At 72.3% G+C, this 18,701-nt stretch carries 14 protein-coding genes; 12 read left to right on the top strand and 2 right to left on the bottom strand.

The genetic code is table 11. From position 1 onward, the window contains the following. Nucleotides 1–27: 27 nt before the first annotated feature. From H305_RS0101130 to H305_RS0101120, 3 genes are read left to right on the top strand one after another with little or no spacing between them, the layout of a single operon-like run. The gene (locus tag H305_RS0101130; protein WP_028798781.1) at nt 28–1,275 is read left to right on the top strand and encodes a glycoside hydrolase 5 family protein; all 1,248 of its coding nucleotides are present in this window, start codon (nt 28–30) and stop codon (nt 1,273–1,275) included. Nucleotides 1,276–1,327: 52 nt separating this feature from the next. Continuing rightward, nucleotides 1,328–3,358 (top strand): endo-beta-N-acetylglucosaminidase, encoded by a 2,031-nt coding sequence (locus H305_RS0101125; RefSeq protein ID WP_028798780.1) that lies wholly within the window; start codon nt 1,328–1,330, stop codon nt 3,356–3,358. 29 nt (nt 3,359–3,387) lie between these two features. Then, nucleotides 3,388–6,405 carry an alpha-mannosidase gene (locus H305_RS0101120; protein WP_028798779.1) on the top strand — a complete coding sequence of 1,006 codons (3,018 nt, stop codon included), beginning with the start codon at nt 3,388–3,390 and terminating at the stop codon, nt 6,403–6,405. A gap of 493 nt (nt 6,406–6,898) precedes the next feature. Here the strand turns inward: H305_RS0101120 and H305_RS0101115 are convergent, their stop codons facing one another. Further along, entirely contained in the window at nt 6,899–7,630 is a 732-nt protein-coding gene (locus H305_RS0101115) for a FadR/GntR family transcriptional regulator (protein ID WP_199791312.1), read from the bottom strand. A 194-nt stretch (nt 7,631–7,824) separates the two neighbouring features. Between H305_RS0101115 and H305_RS0101110 the strand changes: the two genes are divergently transcribed. The 8 genes from H305_RS0101110 to H305_RS0101075 are packed head-to-tail and all read left to right on the top strand — an operon-like array spanning nt 7,825 to nt 15,715. Continuing rightward, nucleotides 7,825–8,901 (top strand): sugar ABC transporter substrate-binding protein, encoded by a 1,077-nt coding sequence (locus H305_RS0101110; protein ID WP_028798777.1) that lies wholly within the window; start codon nt 7,825–7,827, stop codon nt 8,899–8,901. Then, on the top strand, nt 8,898–10,391 hold the full coding sequence (locus H305_RS0101105) for a sugar ABC transporter ATP-binding protein (RefSeq protein ID WP_028798776.1): 1,494 nt from the start codon (nt 8,898–8,900) through the stop codon (nt 10,389–10,391). Before H305_RS0101110 ends, H305_RS0101105 begins: the two co-directional genes overlap by 4 nt. After that, on the top strand, nt 10,384–11,409 hold the full coding sequence (locus tag H305_RS0101100; RefSeq protein WP_028798775.1) for an ABC transporter permease: 1,026 nt from the start codon (nt 10,384–10,386) through the stop codon (nt 11,407–11,409). The genes H305_RS0101105 and H305_RS0101100 overlap by 8 nt, the downstream gene beginning before the upstream one ends. A gap of 59 nt (nt 11,410–11,468) precedes the next feature. Next, nucleotides 11,469–12,824 carry an L-fuconate dehydratase gene (locus tag H305_RS0101095; protein ID WP_028798774.1) on the top strand — a complete coding sequence of 452 codons (1,356 nt, stop codon included), beginning with the start codon at nt 11,469–11,471 and terminating at the stop codon, nt 12,822–12,824. Continuing rightward, on the top strand, nt 12,821–13,585 hold the full coding sequence (locus tag H305_RS0101090; protein WP_028798773.1) for an SDR family NAD(P)-dependent oxidoreductase: 765 nt from the start codon (nt 12,821–12,823) through the stop codon (nt 13,583–13,585). The genes H305_RS0101095 and H305_RS0101090 overlap by 4 nt, the downstream gene beginning before the upstream one ends. Beyond that, on the top strand, nt 13,582–14,568 hold the full coding sequence (locus H305_RS0101085) for an aldo/keto reductase (RefSeq protein WP_028798772.1): 987 nt from the start codon (nt 13,582–13,584) through the stop codon (nt 14,566–14,568). Before H305_RS0101090 ends, H305_RS0101085 begins: the two co-directional genes overlap by 4 nt. Then, nucleotides 14,565–14,879 carry an L-rhamnose mutarotase gene (locus tag H305_RS0101080; RefSeq protein ID WP_028798771.1) on the top strand — a complete coding sequence of 105 codons (315 nt, stop codon included), beginning with the start codon at nt 14,565–14,567 and terminating at the stop codon, nt 14,877–14,879. The genes H305_RS0101085 and H305_RS0101080 overlap by 4 nt, the downstream gene beginning before the upstream one ends. Next, complete coding sequence (locus tag H305_RS0101075; RefSeq protein ID WP_028798770.1) at nt 14,876–15,715, top strand: amidohydrolase family protein; 840 nt, start codon at nt 14,876–14,878, stop codon at nt 15,713–15,715. Before H305_RS0101080 ends, H305_RS0101075 begins: the two co-directional genes overlap by 4 nt. 68 nt (nt 15,716–15,783) lie before the next feature. On the opposite strand, the gene H305_RS0101070 is transcribed toward H305_RS0101075, so the two are convergent. Next, a complete protein-coding gene (locus H305_RS0101070; RefSeq protein WP_028798769.1) occupies nt 15,784–17,214 on the bottom strand; it encodes a lipase maturation factor family protein in 1,431 nt (476 codons plus the stop codon). Nucleotides 17,215–17,330: 116 nt separating this feature from the next. Between H305_RS0101070 and H305_RS0101065 the strand changes: the two genes are divergently transcribed. Then, nucleotides 17,331–18,662, top strand: a complete 1,332-nt coding sequence (locus H305_RS0101065) for a DUF6777 domain-containing protein (RefSeq protein ID WP_028798768.1) — start codon at nt 17,331–17,333, stop codon at nt 18,660–18,662. Nucleotides 18,663–18,701: the final 39 nt, after the last annotated feature.

The following is an 18,701-nucleotide window of genomic DNA, read 5'->3' as shown; positions in this document are numbered from 1 at the left end:
GTACCACCGATTCCGCAAGGACCCCGCATGCCCCCTGCCGTGCGCTTCGGCGTCAACTACACCCCCAGCGAGGGGTGGTTCCACCACTGGCTCGACTTCGACCTCGACTCCGTACGCGCCGATCTCGACTCGATCGCAGCCCTCGGTCTCGACCACATCCGGGTCTTCCCACTGTGGCCACTCTTCCAGCCGAACCGGACGCTGATCCGGCCGCGTGCCGTCGAACAGCTCGTCGCGCTCGCCGACGCGGCGGCCGAGCGCGGACTCGACGTCAACGTGGACGGACTGCAAGGACACCTGTCGAGCTTCGACTTCCTGCCGGCGTGGACGCAGACCTGGCACCGGCGCAACATCTTCACCGACCCGGACGTGGTCGAGGCACAGGCGGAGTACCTGCGCACCCTGGCCACCGCCCTCGCGGACCGGACCAACTTCATCGGGATGACGATCGGCAACGAGGTCAACCAGTTCGCGGCCGGCCCCCACCCCGACCCCGACCTGATCACCTCCGAGCAGGCCGGCCGCTGGCTGGACCGGCTGCTCACCGCCTGCTCCGACGGCGCCCCCGGCAAGCTCCACCTGCACGCCTCGTACGACGCCGCCTGGTATCAGGACGACCAGCCGTTCACCCCCGCGCACTCGGCACGGCTCGGCGCGGTCACCGCCGTGCACTCGTGGGTGTTCAACGGCACGGCGCAGCGCCACGGGCGTACGGGTGTCGCCACCGAGCACCACGCCGCCTACCTCATCGAGCTGTCCAAGGCCTGGGCCACCGACCCGCACCGCCCCGTCTGGCTCCAGGAGGTCGGCGCGCCCGCCCCGCTGATCCCCGCCGAGCACGCCGCCGCCTTCACCGAGGCCACCGTCGCGCACGCCCTCGACTGCCCCGGACTGTGGGGCGTCACCTGGTGGTGCTCGCACGACGTCAGCCGCGGCCTCGCCGACTTCCCCGAACTCGAGTACAGCCTCGGCCTGCTGACCAACGACCGGCGCACCAAGCCCGCCGGCGAGAGCATCGCCGGGATCGTCAAGGAACAGCGCCCGGAGGCGCCCGCACCGCGCACCACAGCCCTGGTCGTCGACACCGCACCGGGCCGCTCGGTCTGCGCGCCCGGCGGCCCGGTCTTCGAGGCCTTCGCCCGGCTGACCGCCGACGGGGCGAGGCCCACCACCGTGCTCGCGAGCCGCGCCGCCGACGCGGAACACCTCGCGGCGCGAGGCATCACCGAGGTCGTCACCCCGGACCAGGTCATCCCGGACCAGGTCACCCGGTGACCGTGGACCACCGCAAGCACCGTAGTCCGTCCCCAACGATACGGAGCACACAGTGAACCTCAGCAGACGCACCGTCCTGCTCACCGCGGCCGGCGCCGCGAGCGGACTCGTGCCGGGCCTGTCCGGCACGGCGACCGCGGCGTCCCGCGGCGCCGGGGCGACGGCCGCCGCCCGGGACCTCCAGCCCTACGCGTCCTACTGGTATCCCGACTCACTGCCGTCCGGCACCCCCGGCACCGGAATCACCTGGCGCAGTCTCAAGGCCTGGCGCGCGGGCAGCGACGCCGACCTGGCCTTCAACGCCGCGTCCGTGCCGCTCGCCGCACGCTTCACCCCGACCCCCGCGAACACCACGGCCCGCTCCGGCCAGGCACGCATCCAGTCCCTGGTCTCCTTCGGGCCCACGTCGGCCAACCCCTCGCAGGGCTCGGCCGACGCCGACTACTACGCCCTCACCCACTGGGCATACATCGACGAACTCGTCTTCTGGGGCGGCTCCTCGGGCGAGGGCCTGATCCTCGCGCCCAACGCGCCGATCGTGGACGCGGCCCACCGGCACGGGGTCCCCGTCCTCGGCAACGTCTTCCTGCCGCCCGTCGCCTACGGCGGACAACTCCAGTGGACCCGCGACCTGGTGCAGAAGGACGCGAACGGCCACTACCCGCTGGCCGCGCAACTGGTCGCCGTAGCCGAGGCGTACGGCTTCGACGGCTGGTTCGTCAACGCCGAGACCGGCGGCGGGAACACGGCGCTGGCCACCGGCATGCTCGGCTTCCTGCGCGAACTGAAGTCCCTCGGCGCCGCCAGGGGACAGCGCGTCACCTGGTACGACGCCATGACCGTGAACGGCACGGTGAGCTGGCAGGGCGCGCTGAACAACCAGAACCAGTCCTTCTTCCAGGCCGCGGACTCGATGTTCGTGGACTTCCGCTGGTCCGCCGGCAGCCTGGCCTCCTCCGGGACGACCGCGCAGCAACTCGGCCGCAGCCGCTACGAACTGTGGGCCGGCGTCGACGTCGAAGCCAACGGCACCGGCGCGTCGGTGGACTGGGACGCCATCGTGCCGACCGGCAAGGCGCACGTCACCTCCATCGGCTTCTACCGGCCCGAGTGGACCCGCAACCACCTCCCCGCGAACCGGACGCCCGGCGACTTCCACGCCGCCGACGACCTGTTCTGGACCGGTGCCTCCCTCGACCCCGCCAGGCCGGACACCGACGCCGCCTGGCGCGCCCCGGCCGTCTCCGTCGCCGACCGCTCCACCGTCACCTCCGTCCCGTTCGCCACCTCCTTCAACACCGGCCACGGGCTGAAGTGGTACGAGGACGGAAAGGTCACCTCGGGCTCCGCCTGGAACCACCTGGGCCTCCAGGACCGGCTGCCCTCCCGCCGCTGGGTGGTGCGGACCACCGGCCGCCGCCCCGCCGTCACCTTCGACTTCGCGGACGCCTGGCGCGGCGGCAGCAGCGTCCTGGTCGCCGGCAGCCCGGACGCACCCACCACGCTGGACCTGTACGCCACGCGGCTGCCGATCGGTCCGGGCACGGTGGTCGAAGTGACGCACCGCACGGACGCGGGAAGTCCCGCCCTGGAACTGGCCGTCGCCACCGCCGAACCCGCCACCGCGGGCGGCGCGCCCCCGTACACGTATCTCCCGCTGCCGGTGACCCCCGGCGGCGGCTGGCAGACCTCCACCGTGCGGCTCACCGGCCTGTCGGGCACCGTCCGGGCGCTCGGGGTCCGGATGACCGGCGGCGGAGCGGTCCGCTGGCGCCTCGGCGCCCTCGCAGTCCGGGACGCGCCGGTGACCCCCGCCGCACCGGCCGGCCTGCGCGTCACCGACGCCGACGGAGGCAGCCTGCGCCTCGCCTGGCAGGGCGCCCCCGGCCCCGTACGCCACTACGAGCTGTACCGGATCCTCCCCGACGGCACGCGCCGCTTCCTCGGCGGCACCTGTCAGCGCGCGTTCCACGTCGGCGGTCTCGCACCCGAACAGGGCGAGACGGCCGCGCGGTTCGAACTGCGCGCGGTGGGGGAGCTGTTCACCGTCTCCACCGCAGCCACGACCACCCACACCTGGTAGCCCGCACCCTCACCCCACGGAGCACTCTCATGCATGACGACCGCACCCTGGTCGAAGCCCGCCTCAAGCGCGTCCTGGACGAGCGCATACGTCCCGCCGTGTACCCCGAGTCAGTACCGCTGGACGTGGCCGTGTGGCACGCGCCCGGAGAGCCGGTACCGGTCGCCGAGGGAATCGCGGCGAGCGTGGAACCGATCGAGGCGGGCGCGCGCTGGGGTGCTCCGTGGGGCACCAGCTGGTTCCGCGTCACCGGCACCGTCCCCCGGGCGTGGGCCGGCCGGACCGTCGAGGCGCTGCTCGACCTCGGCTTCGACGAGAACATGCCGGGCTTCCAGTGCGAGGGACTCGTCTACCGCCCCGACGGCACACCCGTGAAGGGCCTGAACCCGCGCAACCAGTGGGTACGCATCGGCGCGCCCGTCGAGGGCGGGGAGGAGGTCCGGCTGCACATCGAGGCCGCCTCCAACCCGGTCATCCTCGACTACCACCCCTTCCTGCCCACCCGGCTCGGCGACAAGGAGACGGCCGGCAGCGAACCGCAGTACCGCCTGGAGCGCATGGACCTCGCGGTCTTCGACGAGACCGTCTGGCAGCTCGTCGTCGACCTGGAGGTCCTCGGCGAGCTGATGGCCGAACTGCCCCTGGAGTCCGCCCGGCGCTGGGACGTCCTGCGCGCCGTGGAACGGGCCCTGGACGCGCTCGACCTCCAGGACGTCGGCGGCACGGCGGCCGCGGCACGTGAGCGGCTGGCCGACGTCCTGTCCACGCCTGCCGCGCCCTCCGCCCACCGCATCAGCGCCGTCGGGCACGCGCACATCGACTCCGCCTGGCTGTGGCCGCTGCGCGAGACCGTCCGCAAGGTCGCCCGGACGACCTCCAACATGACCGCACTGCTGGAGGACGAGCCGGACTTCGTCTTCGCCATGTCCCAGGCCCAGCAGTGGGCCTGGGTGAAGGAACACCGGCCCGAGGTGTGGACCCGGGTCAAGAAGGCCGTGGCCGACGGGCGTTTCGTACCCGCCGGCGGCATGTGGGTCGAGTCCGACACCAACATGCCCGGCTCGGAGGCGATGGCCCGTCAGTTCGTGCACGGCAAGCGGTTCTTCCTCGACGAGTTCGGCGTCGAGAACGACGAGGCCTGGCTGCCCGACACCTTCGGCTTCGCCGCCGGACTCCCGCAGATCATCAAGGCGGCCGGCTCCAAGTGGCTGCTCACACAGAAGATCTCCTGGTCGCAGACCAACAAGTTCCCGCACCACACCTTCCAGTGGGAGGGCATCGACGGCACCCGCATCTTCACGCACTTCCCGCCCGTCGACACCTACAACTGCTCCATGAAGGGCAGCGAGATCGCCCACGCGGCGGCCAACTTCAAGGACAAGGGCGTGGCCCGGCACTCGCTGGCGCCCACCGGCTGGGGCGACGGAGGCGGTGGCACGACGCGCGAGATGGTCGCCAAGGCGGCCCGGCTGCGTGACCTCGAAGGCTCCGCGACCGTGGTGTGGGAGACCCCCGGGGAGTTCTTCGCCAAGGCCGCCGCCGAGTACCCCAACGCCCCCGTCTGGGTCGGAGAGCTGTACCTCGAACTGCACCGGGCCACGCTCACCAGCCAGGCCGGCACCAAGCAGGGCAACCGGCGCAGCGAACACCTGCTGCGGGAGGCCGAGCTGTGGGCGGCGACCGCGGCCGTACGGACCGGGCTGCCCTACCCGTACGAGGCGCTGGACCGGATCTGGAAGACGGTGCTGCTCCACCAGTTCCACGACATCCTGCCGGGGTCGTCCATCGCCTGGGTGCACCGGGAGGCCCGGGCCACCTACCGCCGCGTCGCCGAGGAGCTGGACGGCATCATCGACGTCGCCCAGCGCGCCCTCGCCGGCGAGGGCGCGACCGACCTCGTGTTCAACTCCGCACCGCACGGCCGGGACGGGATCCCCGCGGGCGGCGCCCGCACGCCGCGGATCGAGGGTGTCGCCGCGCTCGCCCCGCGCGTCCAGGGCGGCTACGTCCTGGACAACGGCCTGCTGCGCGTCGAGATCGACGGTCGGGGACTCGTCGTCTCCGCCTACGACCTCACCGCCGACCGCGAGACTATCGCGCCCGGAACCGCCGCGAACCTGCTCCAGCTGCACCCCGACTTCCCGAACATGTGGGACGCCTGGGACGTTGACGAGTTCTACCGCAACACGGTCACCGACCTGGTCGGCACGGAGGAGATCACGCCCGGCGAGGACGGCGTGTCCGTCCGGATCGTACGGTCCTTCGGCGCGTCGCGGGTAACCCAGGTGCTCTCGCTCGCAGCCGGCGAGCCCCGCCTCGACATCGACACCGAGGTCGACTGGCACGAGACGGAGAAGTTCCTGAAGCTCGCCTTCCCGCTCGACGTGCACGCCGAACGGTACGCGTCCGAGACCCAGTTCGGGCACTTCCACCGGCCCACGCACACCAACACCTCGTGGGAGGCCGCCAAGTTCGAGGCGTGCAACCACCGGTTCGTGCACATCGAGGAGCCCGGCTGGGGCGTCGCCCTGGTGAACGACTCCACGTACGGCCACGACGTCACCCGGACCGTGCGCGACACCGACGGGGGCACGACCACCACGGTGCGTGTCTCGCTGCTGCGTGCCCCGCGCTTCCCCGACCCCGAGACCGACCAGGGCGTGCACCGCTTCCGGCACGCCCTCGTGCCGGGTGCCGGGATCGGCGACGCGGTGCGCGAGGGCTGGCGGATCAACCTGCCGGAGCGGCGGGTGAGCGGCGCTCACGAGGTCGCGCCGCTGGTGAGCGTCGAGCAGGACGCGGTCGTCGTGACCGCCGTCAAGCTCGCCGACGACGGGACGGGCGACGTGGTCGTCCGCTTCCACGAATCGCGCGGCGGCCGTACCCGGGCCACGCTCACACCGGGCTTCGACGTCGCGACCGTCACGGTCACCGACCTTCTGGAGCGGCCGCTGGCCGACGCGACGGCACCGGGCCGGGACGGCGACCGGATCACCGTCCCGCTTCGCCCCTTCGAGCTGGTGACGCTCAGGCTGCGGCGCGCCTGAGCGAGAACGGGGACGCCCTGACGTGACGGGGAGGGCCCGCCGCACCGTGATACGGCCGCGGCGGGCCCTGCCTGTACGTCCCGGGCGGGATCCGTGGCCGGGAGCAGGTCCGGATCAGGTCCGGCTCAGGTCCGGCTCAGGTCCGGGACGTGCGCAGCCGCGGGGTTCTGGGCGGGAGCCTCGGTCCGGAGCGTTCGCAGGTGCGGTGTTCTGGCAGGACGTCCCGGTCCGGAGCGGGGGGACGTGCGCGCTCTGTGCGGGTACCTCGGTCTGGGGCGGGCGGACGCGTGGGGTCCGGGGCGGGCGCCGGTGCGGAGGGGCGGTCGCGCGCGCTCGGAGCCGGTACCTCGGTCCGGGGCGGGCAGCGATGCGGGTTTCAGGAGGCGCCCCGGCCCGGAGCGGCCGGACGCGCTGGTACGGGGCGGACGCCCCCACCCGGAGCGCACGGAGGCGCGGGCCTGCGGGAGAGCTCCCGGGTCGGGAACAGGGCTCGCTACGCGGTGAGTTGGCTGCGCAGCCACTCCTCGACCTCGCCCACGTGGGCGGCCGCCGCCGCCCGGGCCGCCTCCGGGTCGTGGGCCACCAGGGCGCGGTGGATCGCCGCGTGCTCGCGCCGGGTCCGCTCGAACGCCCCCTCCTCCTGGTAGCCGCGCCAGACACGGGCCCGGAAGGTGCGGGAGGACAGGCCCTCCAGGATCGCCGCCATCGTCTCGTTGCCCGCGGCCGTCGCGATGGCACGGTGGAACGCGAGGTCGTGGGCGATGATCTCCTCCGGGTCGTCCGTCGCGTTCATCGCCGCCAGGTGCTCCTCCACCTCGGCGAGCTGGTCCGGCGTGATGCGGGCCGCGGCGAGAGCGGTCGCCGTCGACTCCAGGATGCGGCGGACTTCCAGGAGTTCGACCAGCCGCGGCCCCCGGGACAGATCGGCCACCACGCCGAACGTCTCCAGCAGGTCCCCGGCCTCCAACTGCGTGACGTAGATGCCCGAGCCGTGCCGCGCCTCCAGGACGCCGAGGACGGTGAGCGCCCGGATCGCCTCGCGCATGGAGCTGCGCGAGATGCCGAGCTGCGCCGCGAGGTCCCGCTCGGTCGGCAGCCGCTGGCCCGGTTCGAGGCGGCCCTCGCCGATCAGCGCCTTGATCCGCTCGATGGCGCGCTGCGTCACGGTGCCCTTCTGCGGGGCCGACTCGGCAGGCTCCGTCTCCTTGGCCAGGGTCTCGTTCACGCCACATCCTCCTGTTGCCGGGTGCGCCGCAGTTTAACCGGCCATGTGGTCCGACCACTATGGCTGGAAACCGTGAAAATCTGACGACGGAGGGTGTTGTGACCCCGAAGTGGTCTGATAAATATTCGTCCCGGCTGGAAGAGGGACCTCCGGCCACGCATCCTGCTCGATCACGCTCGATGAGGAGCCGTCAGATGGCCGGCAGAACTGTGCGGAACAGGCGAACCCCGTCGCGAGCGGCACGTGCGGCCCTCGCGGCAACCTGCGCGACCCTCGTGCTCGCGGCATGCGGCAGCACCAAGGACACCGCGGCCTCGGGCGGCGAAGGAGGCGACGGCACCGGCAAGGTCGGGGTGATCCTGCCCCTGCTGACCTCGCCGTTCTGGCAGTCGTACAACGACTACGTCCCCAGGATGGCGAAGTCCGAGGACGTGGACGCGCTCAAGACCGTCAACTCCAACAGCGATCCCTCGCAGCAGATCACCGACATCAACAACCAGCTGAACCAGGGCGTGAAGGGCCTCGTCGTGGCCCCCCTGGACAGTGCCGCGATCGCCGCCGGACTCGACCAGGCCGAACGCAAGGGTGTCCCGGTGGTCGCCGTGGACGTGGCACCCGACAAGGGCAAGGTGGCCATGGTCGTGCGCGCCGACAACGTCGCGTACGGGGAGAAGGCCTGCGAGTACCTCGGCAAGCAGGCCGGGTCCGGCAAGGTCGTGCAGATCATGGGCGACCTCGCCTCCGTGAACGGCCGCGACCGCTCCGAGGCGTTCCGCAGCTGCGTCAAGAAGAACTACCCGAAGCTGAAGGTCCTCGAGATCCCCGCCAAGTGGGAGTCGGACACCGCGGCCTCCAAGCTGGACACCCTGCTCAACGCCAACCCCGACATCAAAGGCATCTACATGCAGGCGGGCGGCGTCTACCTCGCGCCGACCCTGCAGACCCTGAAGTCCAAGGGGATGCTGAAGAAGGCGGGCGAGGCGGGCCACATCACGATCGTCTCCAACGACGGCATCCCGCAGGAGTTCGATGCCATCCGCAAGGGCCAGATCGACGCCACCGTCTCCCAGCCCGCCGACGCCTACGCCAAGTACGGCATGTACTACATCAAGGCCGCGATGCGGGGAAAGACGTTCGAGCCGGGCCCGACGGACCACGACTCGAAGATCGTCAAGCTGCCCAGCGGCATCCTCGAGGACCAGCTGCCCGCCCCGCTGGTGACCAAGGACAACGTCGACGACCCCAAGCTGTGGGGCAACACGGTCAAATGAGTACACCACTGGTCGAGGCGCGGGGGATCGTCAAGCGGTACGGCCCCACCGTCGCACTCCAAGACGGCCGGCTCACCGTCCTTCCCGGTGAGTCGCACGCCCTCGTCGGCCGCAACGGCGCGGGCAAGTCCACCCTCGTCACCGTGCTCACCGGACTCCAGGCCGCCGACGAGGGCACCGTCCTCTTCGACGGCGAGCCCGCGCCCGCCCTCGCCGACCGGGACGCCTGGCGCCGCAAGGTGGCGTGCGTCTATCAGCGGCCCACCGTCGTCCCCGAACTGACGGTCGCCGAGAACCTCTTCATCAACCGGCAGCCGGCCGGCAGGGGAGGCCTCATCAGCTGGCGCCGGCTGAGGACCGAGGCGGCCGAGGTCCTCGATACCTGGGGCGTGCACGTCGACCCGGGCGCGCGGACCGCCGACCTCAAGGTCGAGGACCGTCAAATGGTCGAGATCGCCCGGGCGTTGAGCTTCGGTGCCCGGTTCATCGTGCTCGACGAACCGACCGCCCAGCTCGACAACCGGGAGATCGACCGGCTGTTCACCCGGATGCGCGCCCTCCAGGAGGCGGGGGTGACCTTCCTGTTCATCTCGCACCACCTCCAGGAGGTGTACGAGGTGTGCCAGACGGTCACGGTCCTGCGCGACGCCCGCTGGATCACCACCGCGCCGGTCGCCGAACTCCCGCGCCCGGCCCTGGTGGAGGCCATGGCGGGCGAGTCGATCGCCGAACGCCGGGTCGCGGACCGCACGGTGGCCGCGGACGCGCCGGTGATCCTCGACGTCGAGGGCCTCACCTCGGGCGCCTACGAGGACATCGACCTCACCGTCCGCCGCGGCGAGGTCCTCGGCCTCGCCGGCTCCAGCGGCAGCGGCAAGATCGAGCTCGCCGAGTCCCTCGCCGGACTCCACACCCCGACCGGCGGAAGCGCGCGGCTGGACGGCGAGCGCCTCCCGTTCGGTGACGTCCGGGCCGCGCTGCGGGCGGGCGTCGGATGTGTACCGCGCGACCGCCACGACCAGGGGCTCGTCTCCTCGATGAGCGTCGGAGACAACACCACCATGACCATCCTCGGCCGGCTCGGGCGCCACGGATTCATCGGCACCGACCGCAGACGCGCCTTCGCCGCCGACCTCATCGAGCGCCTCGACATCCACACCGACGGCCCGGAGCAACCCGTCTGCGACCTCTCCGGAGGCAACGCGCAGAAGGTCGTGATGGCCCGCGCCCTCGCCTCGGACCCGCGTCTGCTCGTCCTCATCAACCCCACCGCGGGCGTCGACGTGAAGTCCAAGGAGTCCCTGCTGTCACGCATGGACAGTGCCCGGGAGGACGGCACGGCCGTGCTCGTCGTCTCCGACGAACTCGACGACCTGCGCCGCTGCGACCGGGTCCTCGTCCTCTTCCACGGCCGCGTCGTCGCCGAGCACCCCGCCGGCTGGCGCGACCACGAGCTCATCGCCTCCATCGAAGGAGTGGACCATGGCTGACACCAAGGCCCCGCCGCTCACCCCCCTCCGGGCCCCGGACCCGCGTGCCGCCAAGACGATGCTGCTCCGCCGAGCCCGCGAACTCGCCCTCGTACCCGCCCTGTTGCTGCTCATGGTGCTCGGAGCGTTCGTCAACGACTCCTTCCTCACCGAGCGCAACCTCATCTCGATCCTCGGCGCGTCGGCGGCCCTCGCCATGGTCGTGCTCGCCGAGTCCCTCGTGCTCATCACCGGCAAGTTCGACCTGTCGCTGGAGTCCGTCGTCGGCATCGCGCCCGCCGTCGGCGCACTGCTCGTCCTGCCCGCGGCCCAGTCCGGCTGGGGCACCGAACTCCCCGCCGCGCTCGCCCTTTTCGCGACCCTCCTGGTGGGCGCGGCCATCGGTGCCTTCAACGGCATCCTCGTCGTGAAGTTCAAGCTCAACGCCTTCATCGTGACCCTCGCCATGCTGATCATCCTGCGCGGCCTGCTGGTCGGCGCGACCAAGGGCAAGACCTTGTTCGGGATGCCCGACGCGTTCTTCTCGCTGGCCACCACCACCTTCCTGCGCGTCCCGATGTCCGTGTGGCTGGCCGCCGTCGCCTTCGGCGTCGCGGGCCTGGTCCTCAAGTACCACCGCGTCGGCCGCGCACTGTACGCGATCGGCGGCAACGCGGACGCGGCCCGCGCGGCCGGCATCCGCGTCGAGCGCGTCATGCTCGGCGTGTCCGTCGTCGCGGGCGTCCTCGCCTCGGTCGGCGGGATCATGCAGACCGGCTACGTCGGGGCGATCAGCGCCAACCAGGGCAACAACATGATCTTCACCGTGTTCGCGGCGGCGGTCATCGGCGGCATCAGCCTGGACGGCGGCAAGGGCACCATGTTCGGCGCCCTGACCGGCGTCCTGCTGCTCGGCGTCGTGCAGAACCTGCTCACGCTCGCCCAGGTGCCGTCCTTCTGGATCCAGGCCATCTACGGCGGGATCATCCTGGTCGCCCTCGTGATCGCCCGCGTGACGACGGGCCGTGCCCAGGACTGACCTGCTTCGACTCCGTACGGGCCCTCCGTACGCCCCCGTCCCGGACCGAAAGGCCTCCCGTGTCCCCAACTGCCGCCCGTATCACCGCGGTCGACACCTACGACATCCGTTTCCCCACCTCGCGCGAGCTCGACGGCTCCGACGCGATGAACCCGGACCCCGACTACTCGGCGGCCTACGTCGTACTGCGCACCGACGACGCCGACCTTCCCGAGGGGCACGGATTCACCTTCACCATCGGGCGGGGCAACGACGTCCAGGTCGCCGCGATCGACGCGCTGCGCGGACACGTGATCGGCCGGTCCGTCGACGAGCTGTGCGCGGACCCGGGGTCGCTGGGCCGGGACCTGGTCGGCGACAGCCAGCTGCGCTGGCTGGGACCCGAGAAGGGGGTGATGCACATGGCGATCGGCGCCGTCCTCAACGCCGTCTGGGACCTTGCCGCCAAATGCGCCCGCAAGCCCCTGTGGCGGCTGCTCGCCGACGCCGACCCCGAATGGCTGGTCGGGCAGGTGGACTTCCGCTACATCACCGACGCGCTCACTCCGCAGGAGGCCCTGGACCTGCTGCGCCGCGGGAAGGAGGGCGCCGGGCAGCGCCGGGCCGCCCTCCTGGAGCGCGGCTTCCCCGCGTACACCACCTCGCCCGGCTGGCTCGGTTACGACGACGACAAGCTCACCCGGCTCGCGGCCGAGGCCGTCACGGCCGGGTTCCGCCAGATCAAGCTCAAGGTCGGCGCCGACCTCGACGACGACCTGCGCCGCTGCCGGGTCGCCCGCTCCGTGGTCGGCCCCGGCATCAGGATCGCCGTCGACGCCAATCAGCGGTGGAACGTCGACGAGGCGATCGCCTGGACCAACGCGCTCGGCGAGTTCCAGCCCTACTGGATCGAGGAGCCGACCAGCCCGGACGACGTCCTCGGGCACGCGACCGTCCGCAAGGCCGTGACACCCGTGAAGGTCGCCACCGGCGAACACGTCCAGAACCGCATCGTGTTCAAGCAGTTCCTCCAGGCCGGCGCCATCGACGTCCTCCAGATCGACGCGGCCCGCGTCGGCGGGGTCAACGAGAACCTCGCCATCCTGCTGCTCGCAGCCAAGTTCGGCGTGCCGGTGTGCCCGCACGCAGGCGGGGTCGGACTGTGCGAACTGGTCCAGCACCTGTCGATGTTCGACTTCGTGGCGCTGTCCGGCACCACCGACGACCGGGTGATCGAGTACGTCGACCACCTCCACGACCACTTCGTCGACCCCGTGGTGATCCGCGACGGCCACTACACGGCGCCGTCGGCGCCCGGCTTCTCGGCCACCATGCGGCCCGAGTCCATCGCGGAATTCACCTACCCCGGTGGCGCATTCTGGGCCGCCGACCTCGCGCAGCAGTCACGAACCGAACGGAAGGGGGCGGCCGCATGACGGACGCACAGGACTTCGACGGGCTCAGGGCGCTCGTGACCGGCGGCGCGTCCGGCATCGGACGGGCCACCGCGGAGCTGCTCGCCGCCCGAGGCGCCCGGGTCGCCGTGCTCGACCTGGACCCGTCGTCGGTCGAGGGGCCACTGCTCGGCCACCGCGCCGACGTCACCGACGACGCCTCCGTCCGCGCCGCCGTGGCCGCTGCCGCCGAAGCCCTCGGCGGCCTCGACGTCCTCGTCAACAACGCGGGCATCGGCGCCCAGGGAACGGTCGAGGACAACGACGACGCCGAGTGGCACCGCGTCCTCGACGTCAACGTCCTCGGCATCGTGCGCACCACCCGCGCCGCGCTGCCCCTGCTCCGGCGGTCCGCGCACCCGGCCGTCGTGAACACCTGCTCCATCGCCGCCACCGCGGGCCTGCCCCGGCGCGCCCTGTACTCCGCCACCAAGGGCGCCGTCCTCTCGCTCACCCTCGCCATGGCCGCCGACCACGTCCGCGAAGGCATCCGCGTCAACTGCGTGAACCCCGGCACCGTGGACACGCCCTGGGTCGGCCGACTGCTGGGCGCCGCCACGGACCCGGCCGCCGAACGCGCCGCGCTGGAGGCCCGCCAGCCCACCGGCCGACTCGTGACGGCCGCCGAGGTCGCCGGTGCCATCGCCTACTTGGCGAGCCCCCTGTCCGGCGCCACCACGGGCACCGCGCTCGCCGTCGACGGGGGCATGCAGGGCCTGCGACTGCCGCCGGTGGGTCGGTGAGCACGCTGGGAGGCAGCGCGGTCGAGGCCGGTGCGCTGTCCTTCGGCGGGGCGGCCATCGGCGGCCTCTACACCGAGGTCGCGGACGAGCAGGCCTACCAGGCCGTCGACGCCGCCTGGGCGTGCGGCATCCGCTCCTTCGACACCGCGCCGCACTACGGCATCGGCCTCTCCGAACGGCGCCTGGGCGCCGCCCTGCGCGACCGGCCGCGCGCGGCGTACACCCTGTCCACCAAGGTGGGCCGCGTCCTGGAGCCGACCGACGAGGGCGGCGACGACCTCGCCCACGGCTTCGCCGTCCCCGCCACCCACCGCCGCGTCTGGGACTTCAGTGCCGACGGAGTACGGCGGAGCCTGGACGCCAGCCTCGAACGCCTCGGACTGGACCGGGTCGACGTCGTCTACCTGCACGACCCCGACGACCACGCCGAGCAGGCCTTCCGCGAGGGCTACCCCGCCCTGGAGGACCTGCGCGCGCAGGGCGTGGTCGGCGCGATCGGCGCGGGCATGAACCAGACCGCGATGCTCACCCGCTTCGTCCGCGACACGGACGTCGACGTGGTGCTGTGCGCGGGCCGCTACACCCTCCTCGAACACGGTGCCCTCGCCGACCTGCTGCCCGCGGCCGAACAGCGCGGCACCTCCGTCGTCGTCGGCGGCGTCTTCAACTCCGGTCTGCTGGCCGACCCGCGGCCGGGAGCGACCTACGACTACTCCGCCGCACCCGCGGAGGTCCTGGAGCGCGCCCTGCGACTCAAGTCCGTAGCCGAACGGCACGGCACCACGCTGCGGGCCGCCGCCCTGACGTTCCCGGCCGCCCATCCGGCGGTCGCGAGCGTCCTGGTCGGCTGCCGCTCCGCGCACGAAGTCCGCGACTGCGTCACACAGTTCGCCACGAAGGTGCCCGCCGGCTTCTGGCACGAACTGCGCGCGGAAGGCCTGCTGCCCGCAGGCGCCCCCGTACCCGTACCGGAGCCGTCATGAGAGTCGCCCTGCACACGAAGGTCCGCGCCGACCGGGTCGCCGCGTACGAGGCCGCCCACCGCGAGGTCCCCGAGGAACTGACCGCCGCGATCCGCGCCGCCGGAGCCACCTCCTGGACGATCTGGCGCAGCGGCACCGACCTGTTCCACGTCCTGGAGTGCGAGGACTACGGGCGCATGCTGGCCGAGCTGGAGAGGCTGCCGGTCAACATCGCCTGGCAGGCCCGCATGGCGGAACTCCTCGACGTCGTCCACGACTACTCCGGCGCCGGTGCCGACGCGGGACTGCCCGTGGTGTGGGAGCTGTCGTGACCGTCGATGCCCACCACCACGTGTGGGACCTGTCCGTCCGGGACCAGGACTGGATCACCGGGCCCGAACTCCGGCCACTGCGCCGGGACTTCGCACTGTCCGACCTGGAGCCCGAGGCACGGGCCGCCGGCGTCGACCGGACCGTCCTCGTCCAGACGGTCACCGTGGCCGGGGAGACCCCGGAGTTCCTGGCCCTCGCGCGGGAGAGCGCACTGGTGGCGGGGGTCGTCGGCTGGACCGATCTGACCCGCCCCGACGTCGCCGAAGAGCTGGCCCGCCTGCGCGAGCTGCCGGGCGGCGGGTACCTGAAGGGCATCCGTCACCAGGTCCAGGGCGAGTCCGACCCGCGGTGGCTGCTGCGCCCGGACGTACGCCGAGGACTCGCCGCCGTCGCCGCGGCGGGACTCGTCTACGACCTGGTCGTGCTCCCGCATCAGCTGCCCGCGTGCGCCGCTGCGGCCGCCGACCACCCCGGACTGACCTTCGTGCTCGACCACGCGGGCAAGCCGCCGATAGCCCGGGGTGCCCTGGAGCCCTGGACCGCCGCCGTCCGCGCGTTGGCCGCCCTGCCCAACACGGTCTGCAAGCTCTCCGGACTGGTCACCGAGGCGGACCTGGCCGACTGGACGGTCGAGGACCTGCGCCCCTACGCGGACACGGTCCTGGACGCCTTCGGTCCCGACCGCCTGATGTTCGGCTCCGACTGGCCCGTGTGCACCCTGGCCGCGACCTACGGCCAGGTCGTCGACGCCACGCGGGAGCTGCTGTCCGGCCTCGCCGGCGAGGAGACCGAGGCCGTCCTCTCCGGCACCGCCACGCGCGTCTACGGCGTCTGACGCGCCCGACGTCCCCCGGGGCGGCTCCGGCCGGCGAAGGGCGGACCCGCCTCCGTCTCGGAGGGCCGTCAGTGCGGGACGCGGCGCTCGGCGGCCGTCTCCAGGCGCGTCGGCGGCAGGAAGTCGCGCACGTACGTGCGGTGCCAGCAGGCGCCGGTCTCGCGCAGTTCGCGCCACGTCGTGTACCGGTAGCGGTACAGACGGGCGCGGACGTAGCGGGGCGGCGCGTCGGCGGGGAACGGAGAACGGCGCAGCAGCCGCAGGGTGTCCCGGTCGTTCTCCAGGAGCCGCTCCACCAGACCCGCGAACCAGGCGCCGGCGTACGCGGGCGACAGGGCCGCGAACCACATCAGCCAGTCCAGCCGCAGATGGTAGGGCGCGAACTGGCGCGGCCAGTGGCGAGGATCGCCCGGCTTGCCCTTGAACTCGTACTCCTGCCAGCGCGAGTGCTCACGCGGCAGATCGTCCGTGGTGCCCTCGACGACCACCTCGTGACGCACCCGGCTGACACTGCCGAACGCCCCGTAGGTGTTGACCAGATGGAGCGGGTCGAAGGAGCGGTTCATGACCTGGCGCCGGGAGAGCAGATTGCGGGCCGGCCGGTAACTGAGCGCGAGCAGACCCGCGGCCACGGCGAGCACGACGACCTCGTACCACAGTGGTGGCCCGGCGACGCGCGGGGCCGTGCCGGGGAACCGGACCGCCGACAGGGCCACGACGATGGTCGTCCAGTTCAGCCACGAGAAGTTCCCGGACAGCACCAGCCACAGCTGGGTGAGGATCATCAGCGAGGCGGCCGCGGTGGCGATCGGCTGCGGGGTGAAGAGGAGCACCGGCACGACGAGTTGGGTGAAGTGGTTGGCGGCCACCTCGATCCGGTGGAACGGCTTGGGGAGATGGTGGAAGAACCAGCTCAGCGGGCCCGGCATCGGCTGTGTCTCGTGGTGGTAGTACAGGCAGGTCAGCTTCCGCCAGCAGGCGTCCCCCCGCATTTTGATCATCCCCGCGCCGAACTCCACGCGGAACAGCACCCACCGCAGCAGGAACAGCACGACGATCGGCGGAGCCACCTCGTCGTTGCCGAGGAAGACCGCCAGGAAGCCCACTTCGAGCAGCAAGGACTCCCATCCGAACGAGTACCACGTCTGGCCGACGTTGACGATCGACAGGTACAGCGCCCACGGGACGAGCCACAACAGCATCGCGCCCCACAGCGGCAGCAGCGAGTCGGCCCCCGCGATCAGCGCCACCGACACCGCGCAGCCCGTCCAGGACCAGAGCGCGAAGAAACGGTCCGAGTAGCGCAGATGGAACACACTCGGCGCGGCACGGAACGGCACGCGCTCCACGAATCGGGGGACCGGCAGCATTCCGCGCTCCCCGAGCAGCGCGCGGAACTGCAGCGCCGCGCCCAGGAAGGCCATCAGGTACACGACGGCCAGTGCCCGCTGGAAGACCAGCCGGCTCCACCAGTACTCGGGGGCGACGAACCACTCCACGATGAGCGCTCCTCTCCCTTCCATTGTGACGCTGGGTGACCGCTTCGGCTTGCGTGACCCGAGCGGGTGACGCAGACAATGGTGGTCGAACTGCCCGGGATGAACGGGAGAACGTGGTGCACATACCCACCAGGGCCCTCGTGACGGCCTGCATGCTCGCGGCGGCGCTCCTCGTCGCCGGGTGCGGCGGCGACAGCGACCAGGCCAGCGCGTCCGGCGCCTCGTCCGGCGAGGACGTCTACCTCCAGCCCGTCGCGGCCCAGGGGCCCGACCCCTTCACCGACTCCACCGTCACCGCCGGCAGGGCCCAGCCGGGTGTCACCCGAACGCCGCAACCGGCGGCGAGCGGCGGCGCCTTCGACCCGCGGAGCACGCTCGTCGTCCCGGGCTCCCTGCCGGGCCTGTACGGCGGCACCCGGAACACCGGGAGCTGCGACGTGGAGAAGGAGATCCGCTTCCTCACCGCCGACCGGAGCAAGGCGCGCGCCTTCGCCGGGGTCTCGGGCATCTCCCGGTCGTCGATCCCGAGTTTTCTGCGCGGGCTGACCTCGGTCGTGCTGCGCGCCGACACCCGGGTCACCAACCACGGGTTCAGCGACGGGCGGGCGACCAGTTTCCAGTCCGTTCTGCAGACCGGCACCGCCGTCCTCGTCGACGACCGAGGCGTACCCCGGGTCCGCTGCGCCTGCGGCAACCCGATCGGCACGCCGGCCGCGCGCGGTGGCAGCGCGGGCACCCGCGGCACGCCCTGGTCGGGATACCGGCAGTCCCAGGTCGTCGAGGTGGCCCCGGCGCCCACCGTGATCACCGACCTCACGATCGTCGACGTCGACGACCACCAGTGGATCGAGCGCCCGACGGGGCACGACGGCCATCGCCACGACCACGTCGTACCGGCGCCGGACGGTTCGGCCGCGACGGAGCGCCCCGACCGGTCGTCACCCGGTCCGCACGACTCCGCCCCGGGGATCGGACCGGACGGGCGGGGTACCGGTCCGGACTGCGACGCGCCGACCGCGGCCGCCCCCGTGCCGTCGCGGCCGACGGGAACCGTCCCGGGCGAGACCCCGGGGACGGCCACTCCCGGCCCGCGGCCCCCCGGCTCGGACAACGGGTCCGATCTGGCCGCGGCGGACGCCGCCAGGTCCGGTCCCACGCGGTCCGGCACTCCGACGGGCACCCCCTCGGCCGCGTGCCCCACGGCGACGCCGGCGGCGACGGAATCCGGGACCGTGCAGAGCCCGCCGGACAGGAGCACCGCGCCCGGGCGGTCCGCGTCCGCGGTACCGCCCGCCCCGCCGAGCGACCCGGGGACCCCGGACGAGGACATGGGCCCCGACACGGTGCCCGAGGATCCCGACGTCCCCGACGGCGGTGGGCTCGTCCCCGAGGAGTCCGCCGACACGGACACGATCTTCGACGCGGCGACGGACGTGTTCGGCAGCTGACCGTCCGCTCGGCCCGGGGAGCCCGGAAAAGGGCTCCCC

Origin of the sequence: Streptomyces sp. 142MFCol3.1 (assembly GCF_000424945.1) — a bacterium.
Classification (GTDB): Bacteria; Actinomycetota; Actinomycetes; order Streptomycetales; family Streptomycetaceae; genus Streptomyces; species Streptomyces siamensis.
The sequence above is the reverse complement of the archived record's forward strand: the minus strand, read 5'-3'. Positions and strand labels throughout refer to the sequence as shown.